Raw genomic sequence first — 25,430 nt, forward strand, 5'->3', positions numbered from 1 at the left:
GAGGGAGCGTACGCCCGTACACCCCCGGGTCGCCGTGGTCTCGCGGACTGGACGCGGCCGCGCTGATTGAACCGGCGTCCACCCCGGTATAGGGAACGGCATGACCACCCATGAGATCGGCCCACGCATGGTGGGCGAGCGGCTGATGTACAACCGAGCCGTCCGCGTGGACGAACCACGCAGTTGGCTGTTCCTCTCCGGACACGAAGCCCGGGACGACGACGGCCGCATCGCCCACCGCGGTGACATGGCCGGTCAGATGCGGCTGACGCTGCGGCGGTTGGGTGAAACCGTGGCAGAGGCGGGGATGACGATGGGCGACGTGGTGCAGATCCGGATCGTCACCACCGACCTCGCTTCGTGCAAGGCGCATTACGACGTGCTCCTGGACGGACTCGCGGCCGTGGGCTGCCGGCCGACCAGCTTGCTGGCGGAGGTCAGCGCGCTGTCCGATCCGGACATGCTCATCGAGATCGAAGCCGTAGCATGCGGGCATGTCTCATGAGATCTGTGCACTCGTCGTAGCCGGGCAGGTCGATGCGTCGAAGGCCCACTCCGTGGGCCTTCGGGCCGTGCTCGTTCATGAGGGCGTCAGCGTGTTTCCGATCAACCACTACTTCTCCGCGTACTGGGCGGCGAAGCGCGGAAACAGTGCGTTGCTCGATCTGCCCGAGGGCCTTTCCCTCGTGTTTCCGACAGAAGCGGTGCTGCGTGACCTCGTCTGCGAGGTGACGGTTACGGACAGGCGGCGGTTCGCGATCATCGAGACGAACTACTTCGGCGGGGTCGGTGACCAGGGTGCTGTCGCGTTCGACGGTGAGGAGCGGTTGACGCCCGAGCGGGCATCCATCAATCAAGCGCTGGCCGCCCTCGGCGTACGGGCGACCGGCACGATGGATGAGTTCGAGGTGATCGGCCTGACCGGGTTCCGGCACAACCCGGAATACCTTGACGCGTACGTCGAGCTGTGTGAGGAACTTGGCGTGTGACGGTCCCGCCGGGACCGTGGTCAAGACCGGGCGAGTGTGAACGTATGGGTGCGCCGTACGTCGCACCCCTGGCAGGCGCCCACGAAGCGGGCGAGGAGGCGGCCGCCCTCCTCCTCGAGGACGTTGCGCCAGGAGCAGCGGAACTCTCCGCAGACGCAGGCCCGTTGAGCGACGTCCGAGAGAGCGGACAAGGCGGTTGCGTGCCCCGCTTCGGGCGCCGCGCAGTCCATATCCGCACCGTGCAGCGGGTGCTGCGGCCGCCACCACGGCACGGTCGCGGGACTGCGGAGTCCCCTGCCCGCGCACTCCACGCACTTGCCGGGACCGGCGTTGTTCGCGATGCACCAGCATCGTTGGTCACGCCTCTCGTACGGGCGGCCCTCGCAGGTCAGGCACACACCCCAGCCGTGGCAGTCGTAGCAGAGGACACCACCGGCCGTGCTGCGCGTGAAGGGCGGTTGCCCGAGCCGGAGTTCGGGGTACACCACGGGCGTCCACCCGGTGAGCGTCACGAGCCCGGTCCCGCTGCCTTCGTACACCCTCACCTCGAACTGCTCGTGCCGGGCCGTCGCCCAACTCTCCCCGTCCTGGTCCGTCGCGTCTGGGTGTACGTCCCAGCCCGCCTCTGTGAAGGCGGTCAAGGTCGCGCCGAACTTCGAAAGCGCGGGGCGGCCGTCCCAGCTCATCCCGATGAGGAACAGCGAGCGGAATCCCACCGGTTCGGGGTCGAGGAGCCGTACGGAGTCACTCCACTCGCGGACGACCGTCGGGCCGCGGTCCGGGCGCACCACCGACGCGATGTCCAGCAGGGCCCCTTTGAGCCACACCGCACCGCTCGACGTGCCGGTCGCACTCCGGTCCATGGGTTCACCGGTGTTCTCGGTCATGGTGGTGTCGGTCCGCTTTCGCTCGGAGGTGTACATGGTGCGTCGAAGGCTGATCAGGGACTGGCGACGAGTTGCCCGCGGCGCATGGCCGGCCAGGGTCTGCGGCCGCCCGCCCGCATCCGGCAGTCGTAGGGGCGCGGCGGGGCGTCGCGGGTCCTCTGGTGCTCGGTGACGGCGTCCATGCCACTCCCCCGGGTCGCGGACGGATCCGAAGATTACCGTCCAGTAGCGTCACGGGGACACCCCTCGCACGCCGCCGAGGGGACGGCCGGCCCGTTCGACGGGGCGTTACGGTGCTTGTGACGGAAGGGCCCCGATCGATCGAGCCCCGGCGTGTCGATACCCCGGAGGGACATGTTTCCCGAGACGGTGCTGCATACCGAACGGCTGCTCCTTCGCCCGTTCGGCAGCAGCGACATCCCCGACACCCAGGCAAGTTGCTCGGATTCGCTCATCCAGCAGTGGCTGCCACTCCCCCAGCCCTACACCCTGGACGACGCCACCTCCTGGTGCACGACAGTGGCCCCGGCCCTCCGTGAATCCGGTGACGGCATCCACTTCGCCGTCACCGACTTGCCCACCGGACGGCTCATGGGCACCGTCGGCCTGAAGAAGACCGATTGGCGGGCCCGTACGAGCGAGGTCGGATACTGGATCTCTCCATGGGCTCGCGGAAAGGGCTTCGCGACTGAAGCTACGCGGGCAGTGGCGCGGTGGCTTCTGACGGAGCAGCAGTTCCAGCGGCTGGAGCTACGAGCCGCCACCGGCAACATCTCGTCTCAGAAGGTCGCCATCAGCGCCGGATTCCGCCGCGAAGGCATCCTGCGCAATGCGGGCTTCGTGCACGACGGCCGGGTCGACCTCGTTCTGTTCTCCTTGCTGCCTGGCGACTCCGCCGTGAGGGCGGATGCTCTGCGGAGCCACGCTTCTGGGGCCACGCGGGGGAAGAGGGGATCTTCCCCGGAGTGAAGGTCACCGGGACCGGGTGCTGCCCGTGGATGCCTGGGGCGAGACGGGCAGTCAGCTGTCCCGGCCCGGCGGGCGGACCCGGGCATCCGCAGCAATGTCACCGCCTCCGAACTCCCGGCCTGGGATGCGGTCCTGGCCCGACGCGGAGGCTGCGGTGGGGATTACGGTTTGTGGGTCACCCAGAGCGCTTCCGCCGGCCAGTGGTGGGCCCAGTCGGGTGGGTCGGTCTTGTTGTAGCCGTTGGCCGCTTCGGGGGCCGGTCGTGGTTCGATGAGGTCGTCGATGACAAGACCCGCGCCGCGCAGGACCCTGATCCAGTCGCCGTAGGTGAGCTGGTAGCTGACCGCTCCCTGGTCCTCGTCGATGGTGTCCAGGCCGAAGTAGTCCTGTCGCAGCGTCGTCGTCGCGCGGCCGGCGGCTTCGTCGTAGCAGGCTTCGAACCAGGGGCTGGCCACGTTGAACACCAAACGCCCACCGCGCCGCAGTACGCGCGCGGCCTGCGGTACGGCCAGGTGCGGGGGTGCCCAGCTGAGCCCGCCGTAGTCGCAGAACACCAGGTCGAAGCTGCCGGCGGCGAACGGGAGGTGCTCGGCGGCGCCCTGCACCAGCGGGTAGCGCGCCGTCCCCATCGCGCGCGCCGCCGCGGCGAGTTGCTCTTCGGACAGGTCGAACCCGACCACCGAGGCCCCCTCGGCGGCGAGCGCCCTGGACCACTGGCCGGCGCCGCAGCCGAGTTCCAGGACGCGCTTGCCGGTGACGTCGCCCAGCACCCGCAGGTGCGTGTCGGGGATCGCGTACGTGCCCCACAGGCGGGGCGTCGCGCCGATCCGCGCGTCGTGTTTCTGCTGGTAGGCGCCGCTGATCTGATTCCAGAACCGCCTGTTGCCGGAGATGCTGTCCACGTACCGACCCAAGCACCAGCCGCCGGAGCCGGTCAACGTGGTTGGGCGCTAGGCAGTACGGAACAGGGCCGTCCACAGGAAGCCCGCGCCGAACAGGGGCGACTCGGGAGGCTCGACCCGCATGCGACGCAGTTCGACCTCCACGAGGTCGGAGAAGATCCGGCGCAGCGATTCAGGGGTGTAGGCGAGGCCGCCGTGCAGCCGCCGTTGGCGGTACAGGTCCGCGTCGGCGACCTCGGAGCCCATTCCGTCCTCACCGGCCGCGAAGCAGGTCAGAGCGAGGTGGCCGCCCGGGGCCAGGACACGGTCGAGCAGGTCGAGATAGCTCACCCTGCGGTGCGGTGGCAGGTGGTGGAAGCATCCCGAGTCCACGACCAGGTCGTACGGTCCGCTCAGCTCCGTGGCCGCCAGGGTGAACACGTCGCCGCACACGAAGCGGGCTTCCGCCCCCGCGTCGGCCGCGCGCTCCCGGGCCCAGGCGAGGGCCACCGGGGAGAGGTCCACGGCGTCCACCTCGAAGCCCCGCGAAGCCAGGTACAAGGCGTTGCGCCCGGCCCCGCATCCCAGATCCAGGGCCCGCCCCCCGGGCGCGACCAGGCCCTGATCGAGGTAGCCGGCCAGGCTCTCGTCCGGCTTCGCCGGGAAGAACGGGACGGGTTTCGACCTGTCGGCGTAGAACCGGTCCCAGAATTCCTTTCCGTCCCCGGCCGCCAACGGGCCGCTCCCGTCTTCGGAGACGAACAACTCGTCCAGGAGTGCGAGAACATCCTCGACGGTACGCACGGTCCGGTCCATCCGGGCCCCCTTTCGATCACGTCCGACCCTAGGAGCCCCAACGACAAAAGACCAGGTCACCCCATGTGCGCCAACAGCCGGAACGCCCCGCTACGGCCCTACGCGGCCCCCACCGCCACTCCACCGCCCGCCCCGGCCGCGGGCCCGGTGAGCAGTGCACCGGGCGCCTGGAAGGGGCTGTCCCGGGCCGCGCCGGGCGGACGAATCCGATAGGACGCCAGTCATCCTCACCGCCCACGACGTCGACGCGACGCTCGGGCGGGTGGAGGCGCTGGGAGGATCGGTCAGCGGCGGCAACCCGGTGAACCTCACGCAGCCGATCCGGCCCCAGTGACCGTTCCGGGCACGGCAGGCCGTCGTGCGGGCAACCTTCCGTACGGGCCGACCGTCCTGTACTGCATGCGAATCTCATTCCTCATCCACAACGCGTACGCGATCGGAGGGACGATCACCACCACGTTCAACCTGGCAGGCGCACTGGCCGATCGGCACGATGTGGAGATCATCTCCGTGCTGCGGAACAGGGAACGGCCCAGCATCGCACTCGATCCGCGGGTGCGGTTACGCCCCCTGGTGGATCTGCGGCACGAGAAGGACGACCCGCGACACCTCGCACCGGCGAAGGTGTTTCCCTCCTCCGAGTACCGCTACGGCGAGTACAGCGCGCTCACCGATGAACGCCTCGGCAAGGCGCTGACCTCGCTCGACGCCGATGTCGTCGTGGGGACGCGCCCCGGGCTCAATGTCCACCTGGCGCTCCACGCGCCGGCGCGGTCGGTGCGGGTCGGGCAGGAGCATCTCGCGCTCGACCACCACCCTCCGCGGTTACGCAGGGCGCTGCGCCGCGCGTATCCGCGGCTGGACGCGATCACCCCTGTCACGGAGGCCGACTCGGCCGTCTACCGGCGCAAGATGCGGCTGCCGGGTGTACGGGTGGAGGCGCTTCCCAACAGTGTCCCCGCCCCGGCCCTCGCTCCGGCGGACAGCAGGGGGCGCATCGTGGTCGCCGCCGGGCGGCTGGCGCCGGTGAAGCGGTTCGACCTGCTGATCGATGCCTTCTCCGCGGTCGCGGCGGCGTATCCCGACTGGCAGTTGCGCATCTACGGCCGGGGCGAGGAACGGGAGCCGCTGCGCGCGCTCATCGACCGGCTCGGGTTGTACAACAACGTCTTCCTGATGGGCGCCGCGAGCCCGATGGAGGCCGAGTGGGTCAAGGGGTCGATCGCGGCGGTGACCTCGGATTTCGAGTCCTTCGGCATGACCATCGTGGAGGCGATGCGCTGCGGTTTGCCGGTCGTGAGCACTGACTGCCCGTACGGCCCCGGCGAGATCATCGCCGACGGGGAGGACGGCCGACTGGTGCCCGTCGGAGACCGGGACGCGTTGGCCGGCGCCCTGCTGGACCTCGTCCGCGACGACGAGCTGCGCCGCCGCATGGGGCGTAACGCGCTGGAGAATTCCCGGCGTTACGGCCCCGCGACCGTCGTGGCCCGGGCGGAGCGGCTGTTCGAGGAGCTGCTGTCCGCCCGGCGTGAGGGCCGGACGGTGACCGGCACGCGACGCGCCCTGGCGAGCAGCGGTTTCGCGGCCAGGGACACCATGCTCATCGCGGCCGGCAGGGTCGTGAGGGCCGCGCGGAAGGCCCGGCGATGAGTGGTGACGGCGTGAGCGGGCTGACGGAGAAACCTCGTGGCGCGGTGACCGTGCGGGACGGAGGGCGTCTGCTCGTACGCGTCCGGCTGCCGCTGCCCGCCTCGGCGCAGCCGCGGCTGTTGCTTCAGCCGCGCCCGAAGAAGGGGCGGGCGGCGGAGGCCGGCCGCTCTCTCGTACTGGAGCCTGCGGGGCGGAACGAGTGGCAGACGGTGCTGGAGTCCGATGCCGTCCTTGAGGAAGGCCGCTGGGACGCCTATGTCGTGACCGGGCCGGACGAGGAGCGCGTGCCGTTGCTGCCCGGCCTGCGCGATCTGCGCGGGCTGATGCCGGGCGAGGGCGCTGTACGGGACGCCCCCCTGGCGGTCCGGATCCCGTACGCCACCAAGGACGGCCGGCTCGCCATACGGGCCTGGCGGCGCGCCGCGCACGCGGAGGCCGGCCGGATCACCGTCGGATCCGGCGCGATGACGGTGTCGGCGCGGCTGTACGGTGCCGGGCTCGGCGAGGGCGCGGAGGTGTCGCTGGTGCGGCGCGGCCGAGGGTCCGCCGTGGCGCGGGGCGCACTGGCCGTCGAGGGTGGCCGGGACTTCTCGTTCACGGTCGATTACGCGGACCTCCTGGCGGACGGGGCGGGCGGCGCACCGGCGGTCTGGGACGTGTTCGTCCAGCCCCGCGCCGGTGCGCCCCGGGTGCGGGTCGCCCGGCTGCTGGACGATGTCGCGGACCGGAAGACGGTGTTCGTCTACCCGGCCACCACGCTGGGCGGGGTGTCGGTGCGCCCGTACTACACCCTCGACAACGACCTCTCCGTGGAGGTCACACCGCGGCGTTCGTGAAGATGCCCGCGCTCCGGTGAGTTCGGGGTGTCACTTCTCGTCGCGCAGCCGGGCCGCCAGCGCGGTCAGGGGCTCCGTCTCCTCGGTGCGGCCCAGGGCCGTCAGGCGCGGGATCGCCGCGTCGAGGCGGGTGAGGGCGGGGGTGGTCCGCTCCAGGTAGATGCCCTCCACGACGCCGGCGAGCCGGACGCACTCGGCCCACTCGCCGGCGTTCTCCGGTCCCGGCTCCCCGAGCCCGCCGAGGGCCTTCTCCAAGGCGGTCAGGGCGTCCTCGTACTCTCCGGCGTAGGCGTTGACCCGGCCGTGTTCGTAGGCGAGGGCGGTCTCCAGGGAGCGGCCGCGGGGTTCGTACCCGGCGGCGCGGGCCTCGTCGGCCACCCGGTCGGCGTCCGCGAGGCGGGCGAGGGCGCCGGGGAGGCCGTCGGCGCCCTGCTGTTCGGCCTGGAGGCGGGCGATCTCGCGCAGCGCGTTGCTCAGCTGCTCGTAGCGCGGGGCGCGGGAGTGGGCGGCGAGCGCCTGCCCGACGGCCTCTGCGGCCCGGTCGAAGTCGCCGGCCTCGGCGAGGAGCACGGCCGTCTCCGCGGCGATCATGGCGTGGCTCCCGGGGTCGTCTTCCCACTCCGCCGACTCGGCGGCGAGGGCGACGAACTCCGCCGTGGCGGCCTTGAGGTCCTCCCCCGCGTGCAGGGCGCGGGCGCGGATCAGGCGCAGTTGGGCCGTGAGCCGGTCGTCCAGCTCTCCGGCGGCTACGTCCGGTTCGGCCAGGACGGAGTCGAGGAGGGCGATGGCGTCCTCGACCCGGCCCAGGTCCAGGCTGAGCTGGGCGGCGTTGCTGTAGGTGCAGAAGGCGCCGGTCCGCTTGCCGTGCCGGAGGTCCAGTTCGGCGGAGCGCGTCAGGTGGCGCAGGGCCTCGTCGGGGCGGCCCACATGCATGCACACCTCGGCCAGGTCGCCGTGGAGATTGGCGGTGTCGGCGACCCTGGCCGGCCACTCGGCTGCCACGCGTATCCCCTCGGACAGCTCCGCGTACGCGGCCTGCGCGTCCCGGACGCCCATCCGGAACCGGCCACGCAGTCCGAGGGTGCGCGGCAGATGCCAGGCGGGGCCGTGCTGCCGCAGCCGGTCGAGGTGTGCGTCGAGCTCGCTGAGCGCGGTGGGCAGGTCGCCGGAGAGGGCGTGGGTGCCGGCCCGCAGCAGGACGGCCCCGGATATCTGGGCCGACAGGTCGTGCCGGGTGGCGTATGTGTGCAGCAGCTCCACTTCGGCGGCTGCCGCCGCGAGGTGTTCCTCTTTCCCGGTGAGCTGGGCGCGCAGGCAGAGCGCGCTGGCGCGCATGCGCAGCAGGCGGCCTTCCTGACGCGGCGTGAGCCCCGGCGTCTCCTCGTGCAGCCGGACCACGTGCGCGTGGCCGGCGGTCAGCCCCTCGGCCTTCTCCTCGGCGTCGGCGGCCTCGCAGTCGGCCTCGCTCCTGGCGAGCGCGGCGGCGGCATGGACGACCGCCGCCTCACCCGGCAGCTCGGCCGCTTCGTACAGGGCGGCGGCTTCCGCGTAGAGGGCGGCGGCCTGCGCGTCGTCGTCCCGGTGGGCGGCACCGGCGGCCTCGTCGGACAGCAGGTCCGCGCGCAGCCTGGCGAAGGGGCCCACCGCCGGGTCCTCGGGGTGGGTGTAGTCGCGGGCGGCGACCAGAGTGCGCAGCCGGTCCCAGCAGGGCTGTGCGTCGGGGTGCCCCTGCTCGTCCAGTTCGCGGGCCCGGGCGATCAGCTCGGGGACGGTGTCGGGGACGGCGGGGGCCTGGTGGGCGGGGGTGCGGGGGCCGGGGCGGCCGGGGACAGGTCGTCGAGGACGCGGGTGCGCAGGGTCAGTTCCAGCGCGTCGAGCAGGGGTGCGCGGTCGAGGCGGGCCGTGCGCCGGTCGGCGTGGGCCGTGGTGCCGTTGCGGGCGTCGAAGCGGGCGGCGAGGTCGTCGGCGCGCTCCCGGACCTCGGCGCACAGTCCGGCCACGGTCCAGGTGCGGCCCGGGTATCCGGCGGCCGGCAGCTCACCGTGGCCGAGGGACTCGACGCGCCGCAGCAGGACCTCCACGCCGGTGAGGAAGTCGAACTGGTCCAGGGGTGAGTCCACCTCGGAGAACAGGACGCGGTTCTCGGCGAGCAGTTCGAGCCCGCGGGCCTCGTTGCCGGTCAGGGCGCAGAACTCCAGGTGCCGTCCCACCTCCCCGGCCATCGAGGGGTTGCGGCGGCAGCCCCGGTAGCCGGCGAGGTGCAGTTCGCGGGCGCGGTCGGTGTCACCGGTGCGCAGCAGGGGCAGCAGGGCGTACGAGAGGGAGCGGGCGGGCTCCTCCTGGCAGCTCTCCTTGCCGCCGAGGACGGGTTCCCAGGTGCGCAGGGCGCGGGCGTCGTCGCCGGCGGCGAGGTGGTACAGGGCCCGTTCGCAGATCTCGCAGGCCTCGCAGTCGCTGAACGGGGTGCGGGTGCGGGCCGCCCACAGCTCGTAGGCGGGGCGGTGTCCTCGCCGGTGTGGGCGGCGAGCTGGTAGGTCTGCGCGTAGTACGGCTGGAGGCCGAGGCCCGCCTTCTCGTACCGGCCGCGCATCTCGGTGAGCCACTGGCGCAGGCTGGTCAGCGGTATCTCGGGCAGCGCGCGCAGGGAGTTCGCCACCCACTTGAACCGCCAGAACAGCAGATGGCGCAGCCGGTCGGTGAACACGTCGGGCTGCTCGTCGAAGAGGGTGAGCAGACGGGCGAAGACGACGGGCGACTTGCGGGGCTCGGAGCCGTACGTGTACGCCTCCTGGAGCTCGAAGAGCGCACGGACGAGGGCGAGGGGGTCCTCGAACCGCTCGGCGGCTTCCGCGAGTTCCTCGGCGGCGACGGTGCGGGCACGGCCGTAGGGGCGCCGCTGGTTCTCCTGGAGCGCGTCGTACAGCTCGTCGGTGTTCTGGGGTGCGGTCGGCATCGTCAGCTGTCCTTGCGGAGGGCGTGGGCGAGGAGATCGAGGAAGGAGCGGTTGATCAGGCTCGTCTCGGCGGGCCTGAGCGGGCGCCGGGACAGCATCGCGGCCTGCCCGTACAGGGCTTCGGCGCTGGTCCGGGCCAGCTCCGGCTCGTCGATGGAGGTGGCGGTGCGGACCAGCGGGTTGAGCTGGTTGAGGATCAGCTGGGCGCGCGGGACCTCCTGGCGCAGGGCGCCGAGGATGTCGCCCCACAGTCCGCCCTGCTGCTCGCGGGCGAGCTGGGAGCGGGTGCGTTCGTGCCGGGCGTCGCGGCTGTCGATGAGGAGGGCCGGGGCGGAGGCGGGCTGGAAGGTGCGCAGGGCGACGTCGCAGTCGAAGACCGCGAGGGCGTCGCGGGCCAGGGCGAGGTAGGGCGCCGCCGCGAGTTCCGTCTCGCGGTCGACGGGGTCCAGGTGGGCGGTGAGCGTCGCCGGGTCGAGGTCGGCGACGCTGACCTCGGGCCGGAGCTCGGGCAGCCGGTGGACCAGTTCCCTGTCGTACGTGTAGCCGCCGTTGACGACGCCGAGCCCGGCGGCGGAGGCGATGGCCGCGACCTGCCGGAACTCCTCCACGCTGGAGGTCACGAGGACGGTGCGGTGGGTGCGGGCGAACTCGTCGAGGGTGGTGGAGCCGTCGGTGGTCTCGAACGGGATCCACGGCAGCAGCATCCGCAGGATCTCGTCGTCGTGCACCGCGAGCGACTTCACGGCCAGGTGGTGGGCGCCCAGGAAGCGGGCGAGCAGCTCCGGGTCGCTCGCGGCGATGCGGGCGATCCAGTCGCGCAGCTTCGCGGCGAGGGCGTCGCGGACGGCGGCGAGGGTGTCGTCCTCGTACAGGGACTCCCGGGAGGCCGTGGGGCGCAGGCTTTCCGCGTCGACCACGCAACGGACGAAGAACGCCCAGTCCGGCAGGATCTCCTCGGCCTGCTCCGACAGCAGCATGCCCTTGACGTGCACGCGGTGGCCGTGGCGGCGGCCGGTCGGCACCGCCTCGGGCAGCACGCAGGCGATGCCCTTGAGCCCGACGGCGGGCAGGTCGAGATCGAGGGTGTCCAGCGGCTCGAACCCGAAGACCTCGGTGCCGTAGGCGGCCAGGGCGCGGGAGCGGGCTCCCGGGGTCGGGTGGCTACGGGCCCAGGGGCCGGGCTCCGGGTTGATCCGCGCGGCCGGGCCGCCCTTGCCGTCGTCCACCGTCACCGGGTGGCGCAGCAGGGAGCCGAAGTGCCGGGCCAGGGCGGCGACCCGGGCCGGGCGGGTCCACTCGCCCGCGTCGGAGCGCGGGGTGAGCGTGACGGTGGTGCCGGGCTCCGGGCGGGCGGAGGCGGGCAGGGTGCGGACGGTGTAGCTGCCGTCGCCGCGGCCCCGCCACTCCACGGTGGGTGCGCCGGGGGTGCGGGCGGAGCGGCTGAGGACGTGGATCTCGTCGGCGACGAGGAAGCAGGAGAGGAGTCCGATGCCGAACTGGCCGATGAAGTCGCCGCGCTGCTCGGCGATCCGTTCGGCGCGCTTGCTGCTGCGGCCGATCGTGGCGAGGAAGGCGTGGACGTCGGTCTCGGTGAGGCCGACGCCGTCGTCCTCGACGCGGACGACGGCCCCGTCGGCGTACAGGCGGATGCCGAACGCGTCGGCGGTGGCGCCGGGTTCGAGGCTGTGCCGGGCGGTCAGCGCGTCCACGGCGTTCTGCAGGAGTTCGCGCAGGTAGACGCGCGGGCTGGAGTAGAGGTGGTGGGAGAGGAGGTCGACGAGACCGCGCAGGTCCACCTGGAAGGTGCGGTCGTCGCCGGTGGGTCGCGAGGTGGTGTCGGGTGCTGTCATCAGGCAGTCCGGAGAGGGAGGAGCGGGCGGATGGGAGGGGCCTGTGGGCGGTCAGGCGCGGCGCTGGTGGCGGGCGAACTGCTTCTCGGGGTCGCCGAAATAGGCCCACGGCCAGCTGGTGAAGGCACCGTCGAGCGCGCGGAAGACCCGCTTCGCCGTCTGCCGCTCGCCTGCCAGCGAGAGGGCCATCGCGAAGATGTTGAAGTCGTGCTGCCAGCCCGGGCGCCGTTCGTAGCCGGGGTGGAGGATGCTGTGCTCGGCGGCGCGGCGCAGCTCTTCCCGTATCTCGTCGGTCTTCAGGCAGCCCGTCTCGTCCGACTCGACCCAGTCCTCGATGTGCGCCATGGGGATCACGCAGCCGATCCGGTCGCCTTCCGGCGCGTCGGCGTACGTGTCGCGGGCGAACCGCAGGGCCTGGCCCGGTTCGCCGCCCCAGCGGGGCTGCAACTGGGAGATCCATTCGATGTGGGTCTCCAGGTCCAGCGGAGCGCGGCGCAGGGCCGCGTCGCGCCGGGCCTCCGTGATGTCGGGGCCGAGGGACATGCCGCGGCCCGAGGTGAGGAGCCGGCGCCACGGGGTGACCCACTCGGGCCTCAGCTCGGCCGCTTCGAGCAGCTGCTCCTCACCGATGCGGAGCCGCTTGTGGAAGACCCGCCACTGCTGCTCCGTCACCTGGGACGCACGGGCGGCGGTGCGCGCCTCCCAGCCCCATTGGATGTGGCGGGCTCCCGAGATGAGCAGGGCGGTCGCCCGGTGCTCCTTGTCCTCCTCGACCGCTCGGCCGATCCAGGTCTGCAGGCGGCCGAGTTCTTCGAGTTCGTTCAGAATCTGGTGGTCGCGGCCGAGGTCGAAGGGTGCCAGTGCCGCCTTGACCGCCTCCCAGTCCCCCAAGCGGGCCGCCCCCACGAGGGCGAGGACCCGGGTGTCCCCCAGGGCCCGCAGGGTGTACATCCCGTTCTGCTTGTGCGGAGCGGGAAGCGCGTGCGGGCCGGCCGCCGTTCTCTCCTCAGCCCTGCCGAACAGCTTGCCGAACATGCCGCGCCCTCCCCTGGTCCCGCTTGATCGTTCGGTGCAGCATAAGCGGCCCCACCGACAACGGCTCCACAGGGCCTTCACGACTGCTTCATACTCCCGGCACCGGCGCGGATCGGGGCTTTCTCAGGGCCTCGCCGCTGCCAGGGCCTCCTCGAACTCCCCGTACGCGTCCGCGTCGAAGAGCACGAACCGCACCTCTTCGACGGGCGGCGCGGCCTCCGCCAGCACGGTGCGGACGGCGATGCGGGCTCCGTCGTCCATGGGCCAGCCGTAGACGCCGGTGGAGATCGCGGGGAAGGCGACGGTACGCGCCCCGAGTTCCGCCGCGACGCGCAGGGATTCGCGGTAGCACGACTCCAGCAGGGCCGAACGGTCCTCGTTCCTGCTCCACACCGGGCCGACCGTGTGCACGACCCAGCGGGCGTCGAGCTTTCCGGCGGTGGTGGCGACGGCCTGCCCCGGGCGCAGCCCCTTGCCGTACCGCGAGGCGCGCAGTTCCCGGCAGGCGGCGAGGATCGCGGGGCCGCCCCGGCGGTGGATGGCTCCGTCCACGCCTCCGCCGCCGAGCAGCGAGGAGTTCGCGGCATTGACGACGGCGTCGACGGACTGGCGGGTGATGTCTCCCCGTACGAGGGTGACGGTGACGTCGGAAGGCGCGCTCATGGGGTCATCATGCCCTGACTCCTCCGGCTGTGCGGGAGTTGTCCGACGACGCTGTCGGTCCCCGGTGCTAGCGTCGCCACCATGGCGAATCGTTCGTATCTCTACTCCGCCGACTCGGTTCCGAGCGACGCGGACATCCCGCAGCGGATCCGCTGCATATCCGAGCACAACTGGGACATCCCGCTCGCGCACAAGCTCCTGGTGGGGCACGGGACGACGGTCGTGCCGTCCATGATCTGGAACCACCCGATCTGTGTCGCGGCGGATTACGCCGCCGGGGCGGCGCTGCTCCGCGACGTCCTGCGCGCGGTCGGCAACGGTCTGGAGGACGACACCGAGTTCGCCGAGTGCGTGGCCAGGACCACGGCCCACCTGGAGAAGCAGGAGGCGAAGTACTTCCTGCTCGAAACGGGCGAGATCGTTTCGATGACGGACGACGACCCGGCGGAGAGCGTGCGGCGGCTGGCGTCCGTCGACGTCCCCGAGGCCGTCGCCCTCGCCGAGGCGGCGGTCTCCGGCCGCAACGACAGCTGGCTCGCTTCCGTACGGGCCGACTGGCAGCGGCACTTCGCGTCGTTCTACGCGGACGCGCTCTACTTCTCCTTTCCGGAATCCACGGACAACTGACAACGGGAGTACGTGATGGCGAAGTTCATGCTGCTGGTCAACCACGACGGCGGGGTCTTCGAGGAGCCGATGGACACCTGGCAGCCGGGTGACATCGCCGCCCACTTCGACTACTACGCCCTGTTGACCAAGGAGCTGACCGAGAGCGGGGAGCTGGTCCAGTTCATGGCGCTGGACGATCCTCGGCAGGCCCGTACGGTGCGTGCGGACGGCGTCGCGCCCCCGGTGGTGACCGACGGGCCGTTCGCGGAGTCCAAGGAGGTCCTGGCCGGCTTCAACGTCTTCGAGGTCGAGTCGGAGGAGCGGGCGCTGGAGATCGCCGCCCGTATCTCCGCCGTCCCGGGCCCCGGTGGTGTGCCCACGCAGCAGCCGGTCGAGGTGCGGCGGGTCATGGCCGACGAGCACGGTGAGCTGTGAGCCGGGTGGGCGCCCCGTGAATGACCCGGTGCGCGTCGAGGACCTGCTGCGCTCGCTCGCTCCGCAGGCCCTGGGCGTGCTCGTGCGGCGCCGCGGGGACTTCGCGGCGTGCGAGGACGCGGTGCAGGAGGCGCTGGTCACCGCGGCCGGTACGTGGCCCGAGGAGGGGTTGCCCGATCATCCGCTCGGCTGGCTGGTCCAGGTCGCGCTGCGCCGCCACACCGACCATGTACGCAGTGAACGCGCGCGCCGGGAGCGGGAGGAGAAGGCCGCCCGGGAGCCGGCTGCCGGGGCCGCCGCCGGGCAGGACGACTCGTTGACGCTGTTGTTCATGTGCTGTCACCCGGCGCTCACCCCGGCCTCGGCCATCGCGTTGTGCCTTCGGGCGGTCGGCGGTCTGACCACCGCCGAGATCGCCGGTGCGTATCTCGTCCCGGAGGCGACCATGGCGCAGCGGATCAGCCGTGCCAAGCAGCGTCTCAAAACGTCCGGTGTGGCGTTCGACGTACCCGAACCGGGCATGGCCGACTGGGAGTCGCGGCTCGGTTCGGTGCTGCGGGTGCTGTATCTGATGTTCAACGAGGGGTACACCGCGAGCCGGGGCCCCGCGCTGCACCGCGCGGATCTCGCGGCCGAGGCGATCCGGCTCGCCCGGGGTGTGCACCGGGCCCTGCCCGCGGAGGGCGAGGCGGCTTCGCTGCTCGCGCTCATGCTGCTGACCGAGGCCCGGCGGCCCGCCCGCACCGGCCCGAGCGGCGAGCTGATCCCGCTGGCCGAGCAGGACCGCACCCGCTGGGACCGGCGGCTCATCGGCGAGGGTGCCGCCCTGCTCGCGAGCACGCTGGGCCGGGGCCGCCCCGGCGAGTACCGCCTCCAGGCGGCCATCGCGGCCCTGCACGACGACGCGGCCCGCGCCGAGGACACGGACTGGCCGCAGATCGCCGCCCTGTACGCGTTGCTGGATCAACTGGCGGACGGCGCCAACCCCATGGTCGCCCTCAACCGCGCCGTCGCCGTGGCCATGTGCGAAGGGCCCGCCGCCGGGCTCGCCCTTCTCGACGCCCTCGACTCCGGCGACGGTCCCCTCAGCGGCCACCACCGGCTGCACGCCGTGCGCGCCCATCTCCTGGAGCGCGCGGGCGAGATCCCGGCGGCCGTCGAGGAGTACCGGGCCGCCGCCGCCCGGACCACCAGCACGCCGGAGCAGCGGTACCTGATAGGGCGGGCTGCACGTCTGCGCCGGCTCGAGCAGCCCGCAGCCGACCACCGCTGCACCAACACCCCCGGCCGGGGGCCCGTCGGCGTCCTACGGGGCGATGCGGGCGAGTGAGCCCGTCTCCAGCGCGGTCCACAGGGCGCCGTCGGGGCCGAGGGCGATGCCGTGCGGTTCCGAGTCGGGGGTGGGCAGGCTGTGGGCGGTGACGTGGCCGTCCGGGGTGATCGTGGCGACGCGGTTGGCTCCCCACTCGGTGAACCACACGGCGCCCTGTCCGTCGACGGTGACGGCGTGCGGCCGGGCGGCGCGGTCGGGCAGCGGGAATTCCGTGATCCGCCCGTCGGGGGTGATCCGGCCGATCTGACCGGCGGCGATCTCGGTGAACCACAGCGCCCCGCCGTGGCCCGCCGCGATGCCGACCGGGCCCGCCGCCTCCGTCGGCAGGGGATGCAGGACGACCGTGCCGTCCATGCCGATCCGCCCGATGGCGTTGCCCTGGTTGAGGGTGAACCACATCGCGCCGTCGTCCCCGGCGGTGATCGCGGACGGGAACGCCCCGGTGGCGGGGAGCGGGAACGAGGTGGTGTCGCCGTCGACGGTGATGCGGCCGATGCGGTCGGTGGCGGTCTCGGTGAACCAGAGCGCGCCGTCCGGGCCCGCCGCGATGCCGAACGGGCCGGACCCGGAGCCGGGTAGGTCGCATTCGGTGATCGCGCCGCCGGTGGTGATCCGGCCGATCCGGTCGGCGCGGTACTCGGTGAACCACAGGGCGCCGTCGGGGCCGGGGGTGATCACGGTCGGCCCGCTGTCGGGGTCGAGGCGGTGTTCCGTCGGTTCCTCTCCGGGGACGAGGCGGCCGATCCGGCCGCTGTGGACGAGGGTGAACCACAGGGCGCCGTCCGGGCCCGCGGTGAGGGTGTACGGTCCGGCCTCGGGGCCGGACACCGTGTGCTCTTCGATCGATACCCGGGTCGCGTCGTGCACTGGGGTTCCTTTGCTCGTACTCGTTGGCGGGGCCGGGATGTATGCGCGGCCTCTCAAAGGCTGTCCGCGACGGTGGCCTTCGGCGTCTCGGTAGACCGTACCGGCGCGACAGCGCCCGTCTTCGTCAGCCGGAGGCCGGTGAACACGGCGGTGGCCAGAGTGAGCGCACCCGCGGCCAGGAAGGCGCTGTCGAGGCCGGTCTCGAAGGAGGCTCCGCCCGATTGCCTGGCGCGGACCACGGCTCCGAGGACCGCCACGCCGAGCACCGCGCCGATCTGCCGGGTGGTGCTGCTGATGCCCGAGGCCAGGCCCCCTTCCTGCGGGCTGACGGCCTGGATGGCGGCGCCGGTCAGCGGGGACATCGTCAGGGCGAAGCCGATGCCCACGACCGCCAGCCGCCACCACACATTCGCGTAACCCGTGTCGGCGTGCACCGTGCCGAGGGCCAGGAGTCCGAGGCCGGCCAGGGCCAGGCCGACGGTGACCACGACGCGGAAGCCGTGCCGGGCGGCGAGCCTTCCCGCGTACGGGCTGACGATCACCATGGCCAGGGTGGCGGGCAGGGTTTGCAGGCCCGCGCGCAGGATCGAGCTGCCCTGGACGTACACGAAGAACTGGGAGAAGAAGAACGTCGAGCCCATGAGCGCGAAACCCACCACGGCCATGGCGGTGTTGGAGACGGTGAACAGGCGCTCCCGGAACAGCCGCAGCGGCAGCATCGGTGCCCGGCGGCGGGCTTCGACGGCTACGAAGGCGCCGAGGAGGAGCACCGCGATGGCCAAGCTGCCGAGGATCACCGGCGACGTCCAGCCGCGCGCCCCGCCCTCGATCACCCCGTAGGTCAGCGCCCCCACCCCCAGGACGGACAGCACCGTCCCTGGGATGTCGATCGCGGGCGCGTCCGGATTGCGGGCCTCCTCGAGATGGCGGAGGCCGACCAGGAGGAGGGCCGCGCCGATGGGCAGGTTGACCAGGAAGATGGCCGGCCATCCGAAGGCGTCGGTCAGCACGCCGCCGGCCACCGGGCCCGCGGCCAGGCCGACTCCGCTGAGCCCGGCCCAGAGCCCGATCGCCTTCACGCGTTCCTGCGGCGCGGGGTAGGCCGCCGCGAGCAGGGTGAGCGAGGCGGGGCTGAGCGCCGCGGCTCCGATGCCCTGGAGCACCCGGCCGGCGATCAGCCAGCCGAGCGAGGGCGCCAGGCTGCACACCACCGATGCGGCGGTGAACACCGCGACGCCGGTCAGGAAGACGCGTTTGCGGCCGAACCGGTCGGCGAAGATGCCGCCGGACAGCAGCAGCATGGCGACCAGCAGGACGTACGCGTCGACGATCCATTGCAGGCCCGTGAGTTGAAGGTGCAGGCGGTGCCGCATGTCGGGCAGCGCCGCTCCCACGATCGTGTTGTCGAGCAGAACCATGAACTGGCCCAGGCAGGTCACCGTGAGCAGCACGGCGCGGTTCGGCCGACCGTCTGCGGCCGCATGCGATGCAGTGATGGAAATCCCCTCACTTCCTAACGCAGCCTGCGACTGCGTTAGTCGACCATAAGGGAGGTTGGTTCGTAAACGCAAGTGGCGACTGCGTTAAAGTGGTCGCATGGACGAACAGCGAGCCCGGCGGCCGGGTGGGCGCAGCGCCCGGGTCGGCGCGCAGGTGCATCAGGCCGTCACCGAGCTGATCAGCGAGCGCGGCTACGGGAACTTCACCATCGGCGAGGTGGCGGCCCGCGCGGGCGTGGCCGACAGCAGCATCTACCGCAGGTGGGGCGATCTGGAGGCCCTGCTCTGCGACGTGGCGCTCAACCGCCTCAACTCGCGCTCCCCCATGCCCGACACCGGGAGTCTGGACGGCGACCTGCGTACGTACGCCTCCCAGGTGGCCCGTGAGATCACCGGGCCGGAAGGGCCGGCGGTCCTGCACCTGGCGGTCGCCCTGGCCAACGCGGGCGAGCGGGGCGTACAGGCGCGCGACGCCCTGCGGACCGAGCGCGTCCGGCAGTTGCAGTCCATGCTCGACCGCGCCCACGAGCGGGGCGAGTCCGCACCCGATGCGCTCACCGTGCTGGACTACGTGCTGGCCCCGATGTACAGCCGCGTCCTGTTCGGCATGGGCCCGCTCACTCCGGAGTACGTCGACGGGCTGGTCGACCGGCTGCCGTGACCCGGGTCCGGTGTCCGAATTCCGGTGGCGCCAGGGGGCGTCGCCCTCACACTGTTCCTGTAGCGATCAGCGGAACACGGACCAGCCACGGGGGAAGTTCATGACGGACCACGAAGACGCGTACCGGCCCCCGGCGGACCGGCCGCCGCAGGGCGCCCCGTACAGCCCGCCGGCCGGGGTCTTCGGTCCGCCCGAACCGTACGCCGCCCCGCCGGGGGCCTTCGGACCACCGCAGGCCGTGCCGCCGCCGCGCTCGCCCTACGGCCCCCCGCCGCAATACCCGTACGGTCCGCCGCAGTACGGGCCGGGGCAGCCGCCGCCCGCACGGCGGCGCAAGCGGCTGCTGCTGTTCGGCGGGATCGGGGTGCTGGCCGCGGGGCTCGTGGCCGGGCTGCTGGTCTGGCACGGCGGCGGGACGGGGTCGGAAGAGCCGGTGGCCAAGCGGGACTTGGCGCCGTTCCGGCAGGCGGTAGCCGCCCTGGCGGACGCGCCCGGTCTGCGGTACCGGGACTCCGGCGACGACCCGGTGAAGCGGGACATCACCGTCACCGCGTCCGGCAGCCGCTTCGGTGCCGTGGAGGCCGGGAGCTCCGGACTGGCCCGCGAGGTTCTGCACATCGGCGGCAGGACCTTCACCCGGGCGAAGGACTCGGTCTCCGGCGCGTGGGCGGCCGCCGACGAGAGCGACAGCGTCACGCGGGAGACGGTCGGGCACATGCCGGCCCCGCCCGACCTGGCGACCGCGCTCGCGAAGGCGCTCGACCGGCTGGAGGGCACACCGGCCCCCAGCGGGTCCGCGCCCCCGCCCGCCGTCGACGGCACCCCGGCCCTCGCGGTGGACACCTCGGCGGGCCGGCTGCTCGTCACGAAGCGGAAGCCCCACCGTGTGCTGCGTCTTGAGTCGTACGGTGCCGCGCGCTCCGGAGGGTCGTCCGGCGGTTCGGCCGATGCGGCCCCGGTCCGGCTGACGACCGTCACCGCGCGGGCGGGCTCCGAGGACGAGGATCCGCCCGAGATCCCCGAGTTGACGGACGGCCCCTTGTCGGAGAGCGATTCCGAGGGGCTGGACCTGGCGCCGGTCGCCGAGGACGCCGTCGACCCCATGTTCGACACGCTGGAGAAGCAGACGGAGGAGCTGAAGAACGCCACCGACAGCGGCATCAACCTGACCCTCAGCAGCGGCGGCACGGTGAAGTGCGGCTCCGGTGGCTGCACGGCGAAGAACAGCTTTTCCGGACACATCACCACCAGCGCCAGGAGCCGCCTGGTCAGCGGCAAGGTCACCGCGGTGATGACCGCCTCCTTCAGCATCGACGGCAGGTCCGCCGGCCGGTGCACCAGTCCGCAGAGCTCCTTCGCGGTCTCCGGAACGTCCGTCTCGGGCAGCCTGTCCTGCTCCAACCCGGGTGCCGGGCCCACCTTCTCCTCGGTCGAGGCGCAGAAGAAGAACGAGGCACGGGCCCGCTCCCGCGCCAGCGGCGGCCGGCTCGTCCAGTACCGGATCCCGTACCGCGCCGACACCCTGATCAACGCCTATGCCCTGGCCAGGACCGAGGTCAAGAAGCTGGTCGACCGGGTGCGTCAGGAGCGTGACGCAGGCGGCTGCGCGCCCCGCGCCTCGGGCGCGGCGGCCCGCTCCGGAGGCGTCACCGTGCCGGCCGGGCTGTTCCACTCCACCGCCGTCGCGCACCACCACCCCTCCGTGTGGGCCGGGTTCCTCGCCGGCGCCAAGTGCCCCGACGCCAAGGCGGTGAAGGCCGCGGAGACCGTCATCGACCGAGCCGGGGACGGCAAGGTGCGCAAGTCCAGCAACTACCACCCCCACTTCAGCGACGAACGCGTGGCGGAGATCCTGAAGGCCCCGGACGCGGTGTACCTCTCCCAGGGACAGCGTGGGAACCTCATCTTCCGGAAGGGCGAGGACATCGTGGTGACGAAGGGCCCCGGCGCCGGGGCCGGCGACGTCATCACGGGCTACGGCCCCTCCGGCAAGAAGGGCGAGTCCGGGGCCAAGGCGCTGGGCGGCTCGCCGGACGACCCGCAGCCCCCGGTGACCCACGAGGACATCGTGAACGGGCAGATCCGCGACACCAAGGGCGGCCACCTGCCGGCCGCGAGGCGCATCAAGTGAGGCGACGACCACGGTGAAGGTCACCATCGGCGACGGCATGGCCGCCACGGCGACGGGCATGCCCCTCCCGTTCACCCCCCGCTTCGACTTCCGCGATCTCCAGCTGATCGTCGCGGGGTACGCGGACCCGGCGGGACGCGAAAGGGAGTTGCCGGAGACATTCGGCAGCATGCGGTGGCTGTGGTCGGAGGACGATTACGTCCGCTTCGACCGCGACAGCCGCGAGCTGCGCAGCCTCACGTTCTTCGTGCCCGCGCGGTACGTCTCCGAGGCCCCGGATCACGGGCCGCGGACGCGGGCGGCCGGACTCCGCGCGGACGCCGTCGTGGAGTTCGGCATGCCCCCGGCCACGGTCTTCCACTGCGACGCCGAGGCCCGCGCGCTGAGCTGCCTCGCGGACGCCCGCCTCCTCGGCCGGGAAGCCGACGCGCGGCTCGGGGTCGCCCCCGATGTGGACCTCCTGGTTCACGAAGGGGCGGTGGCCGGATGGCGCCTCCGCGATCCCGCGCGGTACCTGACGGACGGGTTCGCCGAGCCCCCTTCGGGCCCGCCGGCCCCGGCCACCCGGCTGCGGCTGGCCGAGTGCCTGGCGCTGGTCTCCTCGCCGCTGGTGGACGAGGTCATGGACGCGGGCCCGGAGGCGTGGCAGAGGCTCCGGGCGGCGGAACGCGCGCTGCGCGGACAGCGGGAGGACCGGGCCAGGGCGGATGTGCTGCACGGCGTCATCAGCCGACTCATCGAGGATTACGGGGATGGGCCGAGCTTCTTGACATGAACACGACTCTCCGTGGATAGGGTCATGGAATCCGTCCGTCCCCCATGAACCCCCGCACGGGAAAGGGAAGCCATGAGACTCTCCCGGATGTCCGGTGTGGCAGCCTTCGCGCTGTCCATGCTGCTGGCCCTCACGATGTCGCTCACCTCCGCCCGGCCCGCCGAGGCCGGGCAGACGGCCATCCGGGGCGCCGATCCCAGCGTGCTGCGCGTGGGCGGTACGTACATCTCGGTCCAGTCGACCGGTGCCGCGATCAATGTCCGGCAGGCGTCCTCGACCGGCGGCCTGGCTTCGGCCCCGGCCCGGCAGGTGTGGTCGGACACCGGAAACCTCGGTGAGATCTGGGCCCCGGAGATCGTGCGGGACGGCGGCCGCTACTACGTCTACTTCTCGGCCGGCCGGGGCGCCGCGCACCGCATGTACGTGATCAGCTCCGCCAGTCCCGACACCGGCTACACCGCCGCGACGAAGCTGGCCCTGCCCGACGACAAGTGGGCGATCGACGGCACGATGTTCACCTTCAACGGACAGCGCTGGTTCGTCTGGTCGGGCTGGGCCGGCACCACCAACGTCGAGCAGAACCTCTACATCGCACGGATGAGCAGCCCGACCACCCCCGCGGGTGCCCGGTACATCATCTCCCAGCCCAGGGAGAGCTGGGAGCGCGTCGTCGGCAACCCCTTCATCAACGAGGGCCCCGAAGCGATCAAGGACCCGAACGGGCAGTTGCACATCACCTACTCGGCCAACGGCAGCTGGAGCGATCAGTACTGCATCGCGGAACTGCGGCTCCGGGCGGGCGGCGACCCGACGTACGTATGGGACTGGTACAAGTCCAACGGCTGCCTCTTCGGCTCCAACCGCGCGACCATGATGTCCGGTTGGGACCCCACCCTGAACGTGAACGGCCCGGGCCACCACACCTTCGTACTGCTCGACGGGGACATCGCGACCAGTCCGCCGGCCGGGCCCACGTTCCCGCTGATGTTCCACGCGGTGGCCAAGGGCACCCCGTACAGCTGGGAGAACCGCTACTGGTACACCGGCTCCTTCTGCTGGTGGGGCAACACCACCTACAGCCGCGCCAACGTCCCCGGCCCCAACACCGACACCGGGTTCAGCCTCAAGTTCTTCGAGTGACACCGAGCACCTCGTGAATGCCGGCCACCCCGGCGGTGGACCAGCGCCTGCGGATCTTCACGCCCCCGCCCGGAAGGGCCCTGTGCTGGACGAGTTGCGCGCACTCGGTCCGCGCCACCTGTGCGGGTGACCGGTCAGCCGTACATCGCGATCCGGTACAGGGCCTCCAGCGCGGCGTCGATGGGGTGGGGCTGCGGCCTGCCGGAGGCGTCCAGGGTGTTCCACCGCTGGAGATTGACCGCCACCGTCATCTGCCGTTGGCCGTCGGCGCGGGTCATGGCCAGGGTGCCACCGCCCCAGACCGTACCCCCGTGGCCCCAGAAGGTGTCCTGGCCCGGTGCTTCCGTCGGGTGCAGCCCGAGACCGTACTCGATGATCCGGCCTTCCTGGGAGATGACCGGGTTGGTGCGCCGCATCCGGTCCAGTGAGGACCGGGTGATGATCTTTCCGGCCAGGAGCTGGGCGTAGAAGAGGTTGAGGTCTGCGACGGTCGATATGAGGGAGGCCGAAGGGCCCGTCCAGGACATGTCGAAGACGCTGTAGTCACGCGGTGGGTCGATCTTGCCGAACCAGGCCTCGTAGAGCCGTGCGTGCGGTCCGTCGATCTCCGGCCCGGTGGGGAACGCGGTGTCCGTGAGCCCGGCGGGCTCGATGACGTCGCGGGTGATGCACTCCTCGGCCGTGGTGCCGCTCACCTGCGCCAGGAGTTCGGCGAGCAGCAGGTAGTTGGTGTTGGAGTACAGCCCCGGCGCACTGCCCGGAGCGCCGGCGGCGGGTGCGTCGACGCCCATGGCGATCAGATCCGTCCGTTCCCACCGCGTGTACCGGTGGTCGTCCAGGCTCTCGGGGCCGGTCTCGGCGATGACGGGGAACGCCTTGAGGGAGGGATAGGCGTACGGAAGGTATTCGGCGAGGCCGCTGGTGTGGTCGAGCAGCATCCGTACGGTGATCGCCTCGCCCCTCTCCCCCGGCACCAGGTCCGGCAGGTAGCGGCCGACCGGTGCGTCGAGTTCGATCCGGCCGCGCTCGGCCTGCCGCAGGACCGCGGCGGCGGTGAACGTCTTGGTGACGCTGCCGACCCGGTGGCGCATCCCGGCGTCGACGGGGCGGCCGGTGGCGGTGTCGGCGACCCCTGCGGCGCCGCGCCAGACCCGGTCGCCGTGCCGGACCTCGGCGAACAGGCCCGGCATGCCCGCGCGGTGCACGTTCTCGATGGCGGCGTCCAGTGCCGTGGAATCCAGTGGGTTCGTCACGTCGTACGTCCCTTCGTAGCCCCCGGGGCCGGCGGTCGCACACGACGGCCCACCCCCTGCCGGGCTGCCCGGCAGGCTCATGCACCCCATTATGCACGCGCTGCGTGCAACACCAAGTGCATAGGTTAGGCTGGAGGCCGGTGAGAGGAGCGACATGGCAGGCCGAAGGCGTTGGACGAGCGAAGAGATCCTGGACGCGGCCGCTGAACTGCTGCGCACGAGCGCGACCGAGTCGTTCAGCGTGCGGAAACTGGCGGCGGTCCTCGGGACCGACTCGTCGAGCCTCTACCGGCACTTCCGCAGCAAGACCGAGCTGCTGCGCGCGGTGGCCGACCGGGTCCTGCTGACCGCCATGGAGGGCTACCGTCCCGAGGGCGACTGGAAGCAGCGCCTGACGGCCCTGGCCCTGCGCGTGCGGGACGCCTTCCGCCGTCAACCGCAGCTCGCCGCGGTCTGGGCGCGTTACGTGTCGAGCGGAGCGGGTTCACGGCTCGTCGTGGAGGAGGTCCTTCAGGCACTGCGCGCCTCGGGCCTGCCCGACGAGGAGATCCCGGTCCGCTACCACCGGATCGTGGTCCTCATCGCCTCGCTGATCGCGTCGGAGGCCGGCGCCGACACCCTCACCCCGGAGGAGCGCGAGCAGGGCCAGGAGCTGTTCCGGGTGGCGGTCCTGGGCGCCGACCCCGAGCGCTTCCCCGCCCTGGCTCACTTCGCCCGTGACCTCCGCCCCCTCCAGACGGACCACCGGGCGGCTTTCGAGGACATCCTGGCCGCCCACCTCGGCCACATCGAGGCCGTCGTGCGCGCCGGCTAGGGACCCGGGACACGCGAAGGGGCCGGGACAGCGGCGGATGGTCCGCCGCTGTCCCGGCCCCTTGTCGGCGCGGGTGTTACGAGTGCCCCGGCGCGGCGGGATCCGGGCTCGCCGCCTCGGCCTTCATCGCCTTGGCCTCGCTCTTGAGAATGCGGGCCGACTTGCCCAGGGAGCGCGCCATGTCGGGGAGCTTCTTCGAGCCGAACACCATGATGACCACCAACGCCACGATGAGCAGGTGCCACGGTTCCAAGCCGTTGCGGAGCATCACGTCACCTCATTTCTTCGTTGCCGTCCGCGCGTGCGGGGGCACGCCCGTCCAGCAGACACCTTAGACACCGGAGCTGTGTGTCGTTCGGCGAGGTGGGACGGGTCGTGCCC

The 25,430-nt window shown here is 72.1% G+C and carries 24 protein-coding genes and 1 pseudogene; 13 read left to right on the forward strand and 12 right to left on the reverse strand.

Annotated features, from left to right (window positions below; translation table 11 throughout):
• Positions 1-100 precede the first annotated feature (100 nt).
• On the forward strand, positions 101-505 hold the full coding sequence (locus NEH16_RS00650; protein ID WP_265538446.1) for a Rid family hydrolase: 405 nt from the start codon (positions 101-103) through the stop codon (positions 503-505).
• A complete protein-coding gene (locus NEH16_RS00655) occupies positions 495-989 on the forward strand; it encodes a hypothetical protein (RefSeq protein WP_265538447.1) in 495 nt (164 codons plus the stop codon). The genes NEH16_RS00650 and NEH16_RS00655 overlap by 11 nt, the downstream gene beginning before the upstream one ends.
• A gap of 20 nt (positions 990-1,009) precedes the next feature.
• Here NEH16_RS00655 and NEH16_RS00660 read toward each other — a convergent pair whose 3' ends face one another.
• Positions 1,010-1,876, reverse strand: a complete 867-nt coding sequence (locus tag NEH16_RS00660) for a hypothetical protein (RefSeq protein ID WP_265538448.1) — start codon at positions 1,874-1,876, stop codon at positions 1,010-1,012.
• A gap of 53 nt (positions 1,877-1,929) precedes the next feature.
• Positions 1,930-2,058: a hypothetical protein gene (locus NEH16_RS00665; protein ID WP_265538449.1), complete on the reverse strand. Its 129-nt coding sequence runs from the start codon at positions 2,056-2,058 to the stop codon at positions 1,930-1,932.
• A 172-nt stretch (positions 2,059-2,230) separates the two neighbouring features.
• Between NEH16_RS00665 and NEH16_RS00670 the strand changes: the two genes are divergently transcribed.
• Positions 2,231-2,845: a GNAT family N-acetyltransferase gene (locus NEH16_RS00670; protein WP_265538450.1), complete on the forward strand. Its 615-nt coding sequence runs from the start codon at positions 2,231-2,233 to the stop codon at positions 2,843-2,845.
• A gap of 161 nt (positions 2,846-3,006) precedes the next feature.
• Here NEH16_RS00670 and NEH16_RS00675 read toward each other — a convergent pair whose 3' ends face one another.
• Together NEH16_RS00675 and NEH16_RS00680 are read right to left on the reverse strand one after the other, a co-directional pair.
• A complete protein-coding gene (locus NEH16_RS00675) occupies positions 3,007-3,747 on the reverse strand; it encodes a class I SAM-dependent methyltransferase (protein ID WP_265538451.1) in 741 nt (246 codons plus the stop codon).
• 48 nt (positions 3,748-3,795) lie between these two features.
• Entirely contained in the window at positions 3,796-4,542 is a 747-nt protein-coding gene (locus NEH16_RS00680) for a class I SAM-dependent methyltransferase (RefSeq protein WP_265538452.1), read from the reverse strand.
• A 399-nt stretch (positions 4,543-4,941) separates the two neighbouring features.
• On the opposite strand from NEH16_RS00680, the gene NEH16_RS00685 reads away from it, so the two are divergent.
• Both NEH16_RS00685 and NEH16_RS00690 read left to right on the forward strand, forming a co-directional pair.
• Positions 4,942-6,195: a glycosyltransferase family 4 protein gene (locus tag NEH16_RS00685; RefSeq protein ID WP_265538453.1), complete on the forward strand. Its 1,254-nt coding sequence runs from the start codon at positions 4,942-4,944 to the stop codon at positions 6,193-6,195.
• A complete protein-coding gene (locus tag NEH16_RS00690) occupies positions 6,192-7,031 on the forward strand; it encodes a hypothetical protein (protein WP_276104770.1) in 840 nt (279 codons plus the stop codon). The genes NEH16_RS00685 and NEH16_RS00690 overlap by 4 nt, the downstream gene beginning before the upstream one ends.
• Before the next feature lie 30 nt (positions 7,032-7,061).
• On the opposite strand, the pseudogene NEH16_RS00695 reads toward NEH16_RS00690, so the two are convergent.
• The 4 genes and pseudogenes from NEH16_RS00695 to NEH16_RS00710 form a co-directional block, all read right to left on the reverse strand.
• Positions 7,062-9,984: pseudogene (locus NEH16_RS00695) on the reverse strand (tetratricopeptide repeat protein).
• Positions 9,985-9,986: 2 nt separating this feature from the next.
• Entirely contained in the window at positions 9,987-11,834 is a 1,848-nt protein-coding gene (locus tag NEH16_RS00700; RefSeq protein ID WP_265538455.1) for an HSP90 family protein, read from the reverse strand.
• 51 nt (positions 11,835-11,885) lie between these two features.
• Entirely contained in the window at positions 11,886-12,869 is a 984-nt protein-coding gene (locus tag NEH16_RS00705) for a hypothetical protein (RefSeq protein WP_265538456.1), read from the reverse strand.
• A gap of 123 nt (positions 12,870-12,992) precedes the next feature.
• Entirely contained in the window at positions 12,993-13,532 is a 540-nt protein-coding gene (locus tag NEH16_RS00710; protein ID WP_073966922.1) for an O-acetyl-ADP-ribose deacetylase, read from the reverse strand.
• A gap of 81 nt (positions 13,533-13,613) precedes the next feature.
• Between NEH16_RS00710 and NEH16_RS00715 the strand changes: the two genes are divergently transcribed.
• From NEH16_RS00715 to NEH16_RS00725, 3 genes are read left to right on the forward strand one after another with little or no spacing between them, the layout of a single operon-like run.
• Positions 13,614-14,159, forward strand: a complete 546-nt coding sequence (locus NEH16_RS00715) for a hypothetical protein (RefSeq protein ID WP_265538457.1) — start codon at positions 13,614-13,616, stop codon at positions 14,157-14,159.
• A 15-nt stretch (positions 14,160-14,174) separates the two neighbouring features.
• Positions 14,175-14,576, forward strand: a complete 402-nt coding sequence (locus tag NEH16_RS00720; RefSeq protein ID WP_073966924.1) for a YciI family protein — start codon at positions 14,175-14,177, stop codon at positions 14,574-14,576.
• A 16-nt stretch (positions 14,577-14,592) separates the two neighbouring features.
• Positions 14,593-15,906, forward strand: coding sequence for an RNA polymerase sigma factor (locus tag NEH16_RS00725; protein WP_265538458.1), 1,314 nt, complete (start codon positions 14,593-14,595; stop codon positions 15,904-15,906).
• Here the strand turns inward: NEH16_RS00725 and NEH16_RS00730 are convergent.
• Both NEH16_RS00730 and NEH16_RS00735 read right to left on the reverse strand, forming a co-directional pair.
• Positions 15,883-16,776 (reverse strand): virginiamycin B lyase family protein, encoded by an 894-nt coding sequence (locus tag NEH16_RS00730; protein ID WP_265538459.1) that lies wholly within the window; start codon positions 16,774-16,776, stop codon positions 15,883-15,885. The genes NEH16_RS00725 and NEH16_RS00730 overlap by 24 nt on opposite strands.
• Positions 16,777-16,829: 53 nt before the next feature.
• Entirely contained in the window at positions 16,830-18,194 is a 1,365-nt protein-coding gene (locus NEH16_RS00735) for a DHA2 family efflux MFS transporter permease subunit (protein ID WP_374215712.1), read from the reverse strand.
• Positions 18,195-18,372: 178 nt separating this feature from the next.
• On the opposite strand from NEH16_RS00735, the gene NEH16_RS00740 reads away from it, so the two are divergent.
• The 4 genes from NEH16_RS00740 (at position 18,373) to NEH16_RS00755 (ending at position 22,982) form a co-directional block, all read left to right on the forward strand.
• Positions 18,373-18,936: a TetR/AcrR family transcriptional regulator gene (locus NEH16_RS00740; protein WP_265538460.1), complete on the forward strand. Its 564-nt coding sequence runs from the start codon at positions 18,373-18,375 to the stop codon at positions 18,934-18,936.
• 100 nt (positions 18,937-19,036) lie between these two features.
• Positions 19,037-21,067: a hypothetical protein gene (locus tag NEH16_RS00745; protein ID WP_265538461.1), complete on the forward strand. Its 2,031-nt coding sequence runs from the start codon at positions 19,037-19,039 to the stop codon at positions 21,065-21,067.
• Between the two features lie 13 nt (positions 21,068-21,080).
• The gene (locus tag NEH16_RS00750; protein ID WP_265538462.1) at positions 21,081-21,842 is read left to right on the forward strand and encodes a hypothetical protein; all 762 of its coding nucleotides are present in this window, start codon (positions 21,081-21,083) and stop codon (positions 21,840-21,842) included.
• 87 nt (positions 21,843-21,929) lie between these two features.
• The gene (locus tag NEH16_RS00755) at positions 21,930-22,982 is read left to right on the forward strand and encodes a glycoside hydrolase family 43 protein (RefSeq protein ID WP_374215687.1); all 1,053 of its coding nucleotides are present in this window, start codon (positions 21,930-21,932) and stop codon (positions 22,980-22,982) included.
• 134 nt (positions 22,983-23,116) lie between these two features.
• Here NEH16_RS00755 and NEH16_RS00760 read toward each other — a convergent pair whose 3' ends face one another.
• A complete protein-coding gene (locus NEH16_RS00760) occupies positions 23,117-24,235 on the reverse strand; it encodes a serine hydrolase domain-containing protein (protein ID WP_265538464.1) in 1,119 nt (372 codons plus the stop codon).
• Between the two features lie 154 nt (positions 24,236-24,389).
• On the opposite strand from NEH16_RS00760, the gene NEH16_RS00765 reads away from it, so the two are divergent.
• Positions 24,390-25,049, forward strand: a complete 660-nt coding sequence (locus NEH16_RS00765) for a TetR/AcrR family transcriptional regulator (protein ID WP_265538465.1) — start codon at positions 24,390-24,392, stop codon at positions 25,047-25,049.
• 76 nt (positions 25,050-25,125) lie between these two features.
• On the opposite strand, the gene tatA is transcribed toward NEH16_RS00765, so the two are convergent.
• Entirely contained in the window at positions 25,126-25,320 is a 195-nt protein-coding gene (tatA, locus tag NEH16_RS00770) for a Sec-independent protein translocase subunit TatA (protein ID WP_308286033.1), read from the reverse strand.
• Between the last annotated feature and the right edge of the window lie 110 nt (positions 25,321-25,430).

The sequence above is a fragment of the Streptomyces drozdowiczii genome (genome assembly GCF_026167665.1).
GTDB lineage: Bacteria > Actinomycetota > Actinomycetes > Streptomycetales > Streptomycetaceae > Streptomyces > Streptomyces drozdowiczii_A.